The organism is Actinomycetospora sp. (assembly GCF_036497245.1).
In the GTDB taxonomy this organism is placed as follows: Bacteria; Actinomycetota; Actinomycetes; order Mycobacteriales; family Pseudonocardiaceae; genus Actinomycetospora.
In genome coordinates this window covers 1-8,456 of record NZ_DASXJS010000206.1, presented here as the reverse complement: position 1 = coordinate 8,456, position 8,456 = coordinate 1, and the positions used below count along the sequence as shown (strand labels likewise).

The following is an 8,456-nucleotide window of genomic DNA, read 5'->3' as shown; positions in this document are numbered from 1 at the left end:
CCAGATGCTCGTGGACCTCACCGTGCACGAGTGGGACCTCGCGCGGGGCGCGGGCCTGGACGAGGAGCTCGACGCCGCCTGTGTCGATGTCGCCCTCGCCTACATCCGCACCGACCCGATCATGCTCACCGGACCGGGGCTGTTCGCTGCGGCCGTCCGGCCGCGCGGTCCGGCGCCGCGCGACGAACTGCTGGCACTCGTGGGGCGCCGCGCCGCAACGTCGTCCCCTCGCGGGGACGCTGGGTTAGGATGACCTGAGTCGGGCTGCCCTCACACGGTGATCAGCCCGTTCTCGCCGTTCGAGCCAAGGACGGCAGGGCCATTCGCGGCGGTCGATCCCGGCGTGGCCCCCAGCGCGACGCCCGTGTCGGGGACGGGTTCTCGCGGGTCTCGAACGCAGGGGGGTGTGATGGGTCGTCGCGCGCAACCGGTCCGGGTGTTCCCGTCACCACGGTCCGACGACTGGCAGCGCATCGTCGACGAGGGCGTGGACAGCGTCGAGGTCAAGATCCTGCTCGGTCCCGGCCCCGAGGCGGCCGCCGAGGCTCTGACCGGCCGTTCCACGACCCGCTGGCGCCTCCGCCGCGTCTACCTCCTCGACACCCCCGACCTGGACTTCGCCCGCTCCGGGGTGGAGATGCGCCTGCGACGGCGGGCCCGCGGACGCCACGATCTCACCGTCCGGGCGCGGCGCCGCCACGGCACGGCGCACCGGCCGCAGCCGCCCGGGGCGCGCGTCGAGTTCGACGTGCTGCCCGGCGCGGTGTGGCACACGGTCGAGCTGCGCCGCGACGTCGACGCCTCGCTCGCGGAGGCGGTCGCGGACGGGACGGCGTTCCCCCACGAGCTCCTCAGCCCCGAGCAGGAGGAGTGGATGCGTACGGCCGCCGAGTCCCTGTCGCCCGAGGCGCTCGCCACCACGCTCGTGGTGCACGGCCCGTTGCGGGTGAGCCGCGTCGGGGTGCCCGGCAGTCGCTTCCGGGCCGCGCGCGCCCACTTGGAGCACTGCCGCTACCCGAGCGGCCGCGAGCTGGTCGAGTTCTCGACCAAGTGCCTTCCCGAATCGGCCGCCGAGGTGGCGGAAGAGGTCACCCGCTTCCTCGCGTCCCGGGGCGTCGCGCCCTCGCGGAGCCACGCGACGAAGACCGCGATCTGGCTCGACGAGCTCGCCCGGTCCGCGTCGACCGTCGACGGAGCGCTGCCGCCGCCCCGCCCGCGCGCCTAGATCCGGATCTCCCGGGCCCCGCACCGCCGTCATCCCCCGCCGGGTGGCGCGTCTCCCGGAGCGACGGAAGGGGGCGCCGGTGGCGCAGGTGAGCGAGGACGAGCGCGTCGCGCTGGTCGGACGCGGACGGTTCCGGCTCGACGTGGAGCCGGCGGTCTACGGGACGGTGGTGCTGCTGACCGTCCTCGTCGTGGCCCTCGACGACGGTGTCGCCGACATCGCCGACGCCGCGCTGATCGTCCTCGGACCGTTGATCGCGACGTTCGCCGCGCACCTGTTCGCCTCGGTCCTGGCCTCGGTGAGCGCCGAGCGTCGCCCGCCGACGCGCGCCCGGCTGGCCGCGCTGACCGGCCACGCGGCGCAGTTCCTGCTGCTCGCGCCTGCCCCGCTGATCGTGGTCGCGGTCGTCGGGCTGACCGGTCTCGGCGACCCCGACGACGCCGTGGGTCTCGTCGTCGACCTGGGGCTCGCCGTCCTGGTGGTCCTCGGCGGCGTCGGCGGGTGGCGGGCCCTGCACCGGTGGTGGGCCGTGCTCGCCGGTGCGGTCGGAGCAGGCGTGCTCGGATGCGTCGTGCTCGTGCTGCGGCTCGTGCTCGAGCACTGACCACCGGTCAGCGCCGAGGGGTCACGACGGCAGGTGCTCCAGCGCCACCCACCCGCCGTACCCCGCGCCGGGCAGCGCCTCGAGCCACCGCGACAGCGGCAGCGACCCGGTGCCCGGCGCCCCGCGCCCGGGCGCGTCCGCGACCTGCACGTGCGCGAACTCCGCCCCGTGCGCCGCGATTGCCGCGTCGACGTCCTCGCCGTTGACCGCGAGGTGGTAGAGGTCGGCGAGCATCCCCGCGCCCGGACCGAGGACTCTGGCGAGCCCGAGCGCGTCCTCCGCGCTGGTGATCGGGTAGTCGTCGACGGCGCTGAGCGGCTCGAGGAGGATGCGCCGCCCGTCGGCCGCGGCGCGGCGTGACGCCTCCGCCAGCCGATCGACGGCGAGATCGCGCAGCGGCCCCGTCCCGACGAGGGTGTTGAACATCCGCGTCCCGAGCCGGCGGCCGATCTCGAGGGCGACGGCGAGCGAGTCGTCGAACTCCGCGCGGCGTCCCGGCACCGCGGCGATACCCCGCTCGCCCGCGGCCAGGTCCCCGCCGAACAGGTTCATGGCGATCAGCTCGATGCCCGCGTCGGTCACGGAGGCCACGAACGCGTCGACCTCCGCGTCGCCCGGTCCGGCCGAGGCGAACGGCCACCACGACTCGATCGCGGTGGACCCGTCCCGGCGCGCCCGCCCGGCACGGTCGAGCACCGGGACGTCGGGAAGGAGGATCGAGGTGTTGACCGCCCACGGCAGGTCGGTTCGGGTCTGCTCGGCCACGGCTCCTCCCGGTCCCGGGTGCGGCGAGGGTATCGGCGACGGAAAATCGTGTGGGTTTCGGCAGCGAGTGTCGCCCCGACTGCGCTTCGTGGTGCGGGTACCGCCTGTCCGGAATGCGCTATATCGTGGTCATTCCAAGGGCTCCCTGCGGGGAGGGGGCGGCGCCATGACCGAGCAGTCGATGATTCGGCGTGCCGATGTGTGGATCGATTTCGCCGCCGATGCGATCACCCGTCCCTACACCGGATGGCCGCATCGAGAGGTCTGCGAACTGCTGGTGCGCACGTTCGGGGCGGTCGGTGCGTCGCTGAGCATGTCGACCAGCCCCGAGGTGCTCATCTCCCACCTGTGGCCGCCCGAGCACTACGGTCCCCACGAGGCGGAGATCCGGGCCTGGGCCCGCGAGCACGCCCCGACCCGCCATCCGCTGCTGCGCTTCTACATCGCCACCGGTGAACCACGATGTCTGCAGGTCAGCGCCGTCCCGGAGCAGTTCGCCGGGGCCGAGGTCGTGGCGGAGTGGCGGGAGCTGGGTCGTCGATGGGGCGGTGTGCGCGACCAGCTGGCGGTGCCGCTCGTGTTCGGTCCCTGGGGCCACCGCGCGTTCGTGCTCGACCGGGACGACGAGTTCGGGCCGGCCGAGGTCGAACTGGCCGAGCGCGTCCGGCGGCTGCTGATCGGGGTCGACCGACAGATCCACGAATTCGACCGCGCCCGACGACGGATCTCGGTCGACGACTGGGGAGCCGTGTGCTTCACGCCCCGGGAAACCGTCACCCTCGATCTTCTCGGGCAGGGCCTCACCGCCGCCGCGATCGGCCGGAGAATGGCGATCAGCGAGCGCACCGTGCAGAAACATCTGCAACGGGTCTACGTCAAGCTCGGCGTCACCGACCGACTCGCCGCCGTGCGGCGCGCCGAGTCCATCGGCGTGCTCCGTCCGGCGCAGATGGTCGCACCGCGTACGTAGTTCGCGGTCTACCGGCCGGTCCCGGCCCTGCCTGTACCGGGTCCGACGTGAGGGCGGGACCGGGGCGGGCGACGATCGGATCCGGGGACCCTCGCGGCGCGCACCGCGACCGACTCTCGAGCTTCCTCTGCGTCCCCTCTGCCCGCTCGCGGGCCGGCGGATACACGCTCGGGGCCCCGGCGGGGCCCGCGGCGATGGAGCGGGTCGCGACCGACGCGGGCTTCACCCAATTCCGGTGCGCCGCCGAGACCCCGCTGAACCTCGTGTACGAGGTCCGCCCCTGAGCCGTGCTCTCCCCGAGCGGGGGACCTCCGGGTGAGGCACCCTCGGAGGCATGCGTGACGGCGACCACGTCCGGGGTGAGCACGACGTCCTCGTGATCGGAGCCGGCTTCGCCGGGCTCTACATGCTGCACCGGCTGCGCTCCCTCGGGTTCTCGGCTCGGGTGCTGGAGGCGGCCGACGGGGTCGGCGGCACCTGGTACTGGAACCGCTACCCGGGCGCGCGCTGCGACTCCGAGAGCTACTACTACTGCTACTCGTTCGACCCCGGACTCGAGCAGGAGTGGGGCTGGACGGAGCGCTACCCGCGCCAGCCCGAGATCCTCGCCTACCTGGAGCACGTCGCGGACCGCCACGACCTGCGTCGGGACATCGAGTTCGGGGTGCGGGTCGCGTCCGCGGTCCGCACCGGCGACGGCTGGTCGGTCACTGACACCGACGGCCGGGAACGACGCTGCCGCTGGCTGGTGACCGCGGTCGGGTGCCTGTCGGCCGCGAACGTCCCGGACCTGCCCGGACTCGACGACTTCGCGGGGGACTGGCACCACACCGGCCGCTGGCCCCACGACGGCGTCGACGTCGCGGGGAAGCGGGTCGGGATCGTCGGCACCGGGTCGACCGGCATCCAGGCGGTCCCGGTGCTCGCGGAGGGCGTCTCGGGCGGCCCGGGTGGGCACCTCACCGTCTTCCAGCGCACCGCGAACTACTCGATCCCCGCCCGGAACGCCCCGGTGAGCGACGCCGAGGTGGCCGCCACCAAGGCCGACTACCCGGAGATCCGCCGTGTGCAGCGCGAGTCGACCAACGGGCACCCCTTCCTCGTCGCCGACGTCGACGCCCTGGCGCTCTCCGACGACGACCGTCGCGGCGTCTACGAGTCCGCCTGGCAGCGGGGCGGGCTGCGCTTCCGGGCCGTCGTCAAGGACATGCTCAGCGACCCCGCCGTCAACGAGACCGCCTCGGACTTCATCCGCGAGAAGATCCACGAGACGGTGTCCGACCCGGCGACGGCGGAGACCCTGACGCCCCGGGACCATCCGTTCGCCACCAAGCGCCCGCCGATCGACACCGGGTACTTCGAGACCTACAACCGCGACGACGTGTCGCTGGTCGACGTCCGGGCCGACCCGATCGCGACCGTGACGCCCGCCGGCATCCGCCTCGGGTCGGGGGAGGAGCACGAGCTCGACGTCCTGGTGTTCGCCACCGGGTTCGACGCGCTGACCGGGCCGCTGCTCTCGATCGACATCCGCGGGCGCGACGACGTGGCGCTGCGCGACGCCTGGGCGGACGGCCCGCGGACCCACCTCGGGCTCGGCGTCGCCGGGTTCCCCGATCTGTTCACGATCACCGGGCCCGGCAGCCCTTCGGTGCTGACCAACATGCCCACCGCCATCGAGCAGCACGTCGACTGGATCGCGGACCTGCTCGTGCAGCTGCGCGACACCGGGGAGACCGCCGAGCCGACCGAGGCCGCGCAGGACGTCTGGGCCGCCCGCGTGCGGGAGGCCGCGGACGCGACGCTGCTCCCGCAGGCGGCGACCTCCTGGTACCTGGGGGCGAACGTCCCCGGCAAGCCGCGCGTCTTCCTGCCGTTCGCCGGCGGCATGAACCACTACCGGCGGACGTGCGACGACGAGGCCGCGGCCGGCTACCCGGGATTCGGGCTGACACCGGCGGGTGAGGCGCGGCGCTCGGCGTAACGGATCTCCGGAGGGCCCCGATGCCTCGGGCATGTCCCGCGCGAGCGATGCCCTGTTCGGCGAGTTCCGGGTGTCGCTGCCGCGCACCCTGGCCGCCCGCCGCCCCTCCCGGCTCACCGCGTCCCGGGGGTTCATGGTCCACCACCCGGAGCGGATCTCGTTCTGCACGCCGGACGCCCGCCTGCGGCTCGGCACGCACGAGTTCGGCTTCGCCCGCGGTGACCAGGGTGGGCTGCTGCGGATCGACGGCGAGCTCGAGCTCCGGGGCAACGTGCAGGTCGGGGTCGGCGCCGGATGGGCGATCGGGGAGGGTGCCCGGCTGTCGATCGGCGCCCGCAGCTACTTCTCGCCGAACACCACGATCGTCGCGATGAACTCCATCTCGGTCGGCGACGACTGCGCGATCTCGTGGGACGTCCAGCTGCTCGACGAGGACTTCCACGAGGTCATCGTCGACGGTGAGGTGCGCCCCACCTCCGGGCCGATCAGCATCGGGAACCACGTCTGGATCGGGTCGCGCGCCACGATCCTCAAGGGCGCGGTGATCCCCGACGACACCGCCGTCGCGGCGGGCGCGGTCGTCTCCGGGGAGTTCACCGAGCCGGGCACCGTGCTCGCCGGATGCCCGGCCCGGGTGGTCTGCAAGAACGTCGTCTGGACCTAGGCCTCAGCCCTCCATCGCGGCGCGTCCCGCCTCCAGACGCGCGACCGGAATCCGGAACGGCGAGCAGGACACGTAGTCGAGCCCGGCCCGGTGGAAGAAGTGCACCGAGTCCGGATCGCCGCCGTGCTCGCCGCAGATGCCGAGCTTGAGGTCGTGCCGCACCTCCCGGCCCCGCCACGACGCGATCTCCACCAGCTCACCGACGCCCTCGGTGTCGAGCGACTCGAACGGCGACACCCCGAAGATGCCCGATTCCAGGTAGTCGGAGAAGAACGAGCTCTCGACGTCGTCGCGGGAGAACCCCCACGTGGTCTGGGTGAGGTCGTTGGTGCCGAACGAGAAGAACTGCGCGACCTCGGCGATCTGGGCGGCGACGAGCGCCGCGCGCGGTAGCTCGATCATCGTCCCGACCTGGTGGTGCACCGGGCCCCCGTCGACCTGCGACTCGGGCTCGGCGACCACCTCGGCGATCTCCGCGGCGACGGCCTGCAGCTCCTGCACCGTGCCGACGAGCGGCACCATGATCTCCGGTTCCACCGAGATGCCCTCACCGGCGAGCGCGGCGGCGGCCCGGGTGATCGCCCGGACCTGCATGGCGAACAGGCCGGGCACCGCGATGCCGAGGCGGACGCCACGCAGGCCGAGCATCGGGTTCTGCTCGTGCAGCCTGCGCACGGCGACGAGCAGGTCCTCCTGCTCCTGGGTCACGGTGCCGCGCTCCCGGGCCAGCGCGACCTCGACCGACAGATCGGTGTAGTCGGGCAGGAACTCGTGCAGCGGCGGGTCGAGCAGCCGGATCGTCACCGGCAGCCCCTCCATGGCCCGGAAGATGGCGGTGAAGTCCTCGATCTGCAGGGGGAGCAGCGCGGCCAGCGACTCCTCCCGCTCCTCGCGGGTCTCCGCGAGCACGATGGCCTCCACGATCTCCCGTCGCTCGCCGAGGAACATGTGCTCGGTCCGGCACAGGCCCACGCCCTCGGCGCCGAACGTGCGGGCGGTGGCGCAGTCCTCACCGGTGTCGGCGTTGACCCGGACGCGCAGCCGTCGCCCGGCGTCGGCGTGCCGCATGATCCGGTCGACCGCGGCGACCAGGTCGTCGTTCTCCGCGAGGCCCGTCGAGCCCTCGAAGTACGCCATCACCGGGCTCGCCACCACGGGCACCTCACCGAGGTAGACCTCGCCATTGGTGCCGTCGATGGAGAGCATGTCGCCCTCGACCACCTCGCGATCGTCCGGCAGCGTGATCTTCTTCGCCCGGACGTCGACCTCGAGCTCCTCCGCGCCGCACACCGCGGTCTTGCCCATGCCGCGCGCGACGACGGCGGCGTGCGAGGTGCGCCCACCCCGGCTGGTGAGCACGCCCTGCGCGGCGATCATGCCGTCGAGGTCGTCGGGGGTGGTCTCGCGGCGCACCAGGATGACCTTCTCCCCGGCCTTCGCGCGCCGGACCGCGGTGGGGGAGTCGAACACCGCGGTGCCGGTGGCCGCGCCCGGCGAGGCGTTCATGCCCGTGGTCAGCAGCTCCTTCTCCGCGTCGCGGTCGAAGCGGGGGAACATCAGGTTGGCCAGCTGCGCGCCGGTGACCCGCCGCAGCGCCTCGTCCATGTCGATGAGGCCCTCGTCGACGAGCTGGGTGGCGACGGTGAAGGCCGCCGCCGCCGTGCGCTTGCCGACCCGGGTCTGCAGCATCCAGAGCTTGCCGCGCTCGATGGTGAACTCGATGTCGCACAGGTCGCGGTAGTGGTCCTCGAGCGTCTTCATGATCGTCATCAGCTCGCCGTAGGACTTCTTGTCGAGGCCCTCCAGATCGGCCAGCGGCACCGTGTTGCGGATGCCGGCGACCACGTCCTCGCCCTGGGCGTTCTGCAGGTAGTCGCCGTACACGCCGGGCGCACCCGAGGCCGGGTCGCGGGTGAACGCAACGCCGGTGCCCGAGGCCATGTCGAGGTTGCCGAAAACCATCGAACAGATGTTGACGGCGGTGCCGAGGTCGGCGGGGATGCGCTCTTGTCTTCTGTAGAGCTTCGCGCGGTCGGAGTTCCAGGAGTTGAAGACGGCTTCGATCGCGAGGTCGAGCTGCTCGCGCGGGTCTTGCGGGAACTCGCGGCCGGCCTGCTCCACCACGATCTCCTTGAACGCCTCGACGAGCTTGCGCATGTCGTCGGCGTCGAGTTCCAGGTCGGTGGTGGCGCCCTTCGCGTCCTTGGCGGCGTCGAGGGCGTCCTCGAAGTGCTCGCCGTCGAT

9 protein-coding genes are annotated in these 8,456 nt (G+C 72.8%); 7 read left to right on the top strand and 2 right to left on the bottom strand.

The window, feature by feature from the left end:
- The 3 genes from VGI02_RS21570 to VGI02_RS21560 form a co-directional block, all read left to right on the top strand.
- The coding region (locus tag VGI02_RS21570) for a DinB family protein (RefSeq protein ID WP_527249136.1) at positions 1-253 on the top strand (253 nt) is incomplete at its 5' end.
- A gap of 183 nt (positions 254-436) precedes the next feature.
- Positions 437-1,225 (top strand): hypothetical protein, encoded by a 789-nt coding sequence (locus tag VGI02_RS21565; RefSeq protein WP_331630710.1) that lies wholly within the window; start codon positions 437-439, stop codon positions 1,223-1,225.
- A 79-nt stretch (positions 1,226-1,304) separates the two neighbouring features.
- Complete coding sequence (locus tag VGI02_RS21560) at positions 1,305-1,829, top strand: hypothetical protein (protein ID WP_331630708.1); 525 nt, start codon at positions 1,305-1,307, stop codon at positions 1,827-1,829.
- Positions 1,830-1,850: 21 nt separating this feature from the next.
- Here the strand turns inward: VGI02_RS21560 and VGI02_RS21555 are convergent, their stop codons facing one another.
- The gene (locus VGI02_RS21555; protein ID WP_331630705.1) at positions 1,851-2,594 is read right to left on the bottom strand and encodes a hydroxypyruvate isomerase family protein; all 744 of its coding nucleotides are present in this window, start codon (positions 2,592-2,594) and stop codon (positions 1,851-1,853) included.
- 166 nt (positions 2,595-2,760) lie between these two features.
- On the opposite strand from VGI02_RS21555, the gene VGI02_RS21550 reads away from it, so the two are divergent.
- Genes VGI02_RS21550 through VGI02_RS21535 form a run of 4 tightly spaced genes read left to right on the top strand, consistent with a single transcriptional unit; the run spans position 2,761 to position 6,212 of the window.
- Positions 2,761-3,564 carry a helix-turn-helix transcriptional regulator gene (locus tag VGI02_RS21550; protein ID WP_331630703.1) on the top strand — a complete coding sequence of 268 codons (804 nt, stop codon included), beginning with the start codon at positions 2,761-2,763 and terminating at the stop codon, positions 3,562-3,564.
- A gap of 47 nt (positions 3,565-3,611) precedes the next feature.
- The gene (locus tag VGI02_RS21545) at positions 3,612-3,848 is read left to right on the top strand and encodes a hypothetical protein (RefSeq protein WP_331630701.1); all 237 of its coding nucleotides are present in this window, start codon (positions 3,612-3,614) and stop codon (positions 3,846-3,848) included.
- 50 nt (positions 3,849-3,898) lie between these two features.
- Positions 3,899-5,548, top strand: coding sequence for a flavin-containing monooxygenase (locus VGI02_RS21540; RefSeq protein ID WP_331630699.1), 1,650 nt, complete (start codon positions 3,899-3,901; stop codon positions 5,546-5,548).
- Positions 5,549-5,579: 31 nt separating this feature from the next.
- A complete protein-coding gene (locus VGI02_RS21535) occupies positions 5,580-6,212 on the top strand; it encodes an acyltransferase (protein ID WP_331630697.1) in 633 nt (210 codons plus the stop codon).
- Positions 6,213-6,215: 3 nt separating this feature from the next.
- Here the strand turns inward: VGI02_RS21535 and ppdK are convergent.
- Positions 6,216-8,456 (bottom strand): pyruvate, phosphate dikinase (ppdK, locus tag VGI02_RS21530; RefSeq protein WP_331630695.1); only part of this gene is annotated, 2,241 nt, incomplete at its 5' end.

Excerpts from the sequence above, each read along its gene's own strand:
- VGI02_RS21550 (WP_331630703.1), top strand. The coding sequence starts at position 2,761 with ATGACCGAGCAGTCGATGATTCGGCGTGCCGATGTGTGGATCGATTTC.
- VGI02_RS21540 (WP_331630699.1), top strand. The coding sequence starts at position 3,899 with ATGCGTGACGGCGACCACGTCCGGGGTGAGCACGACGTCCTCGTGATC.
- VGI02_RS21535 (WP_331630697.1), top strand. The coding sequence starts at position 5,580 with ATGTCCCGCGCGAGCGATGCCCTGTTCGGCGAGTTCCGGGTGTCGCTG.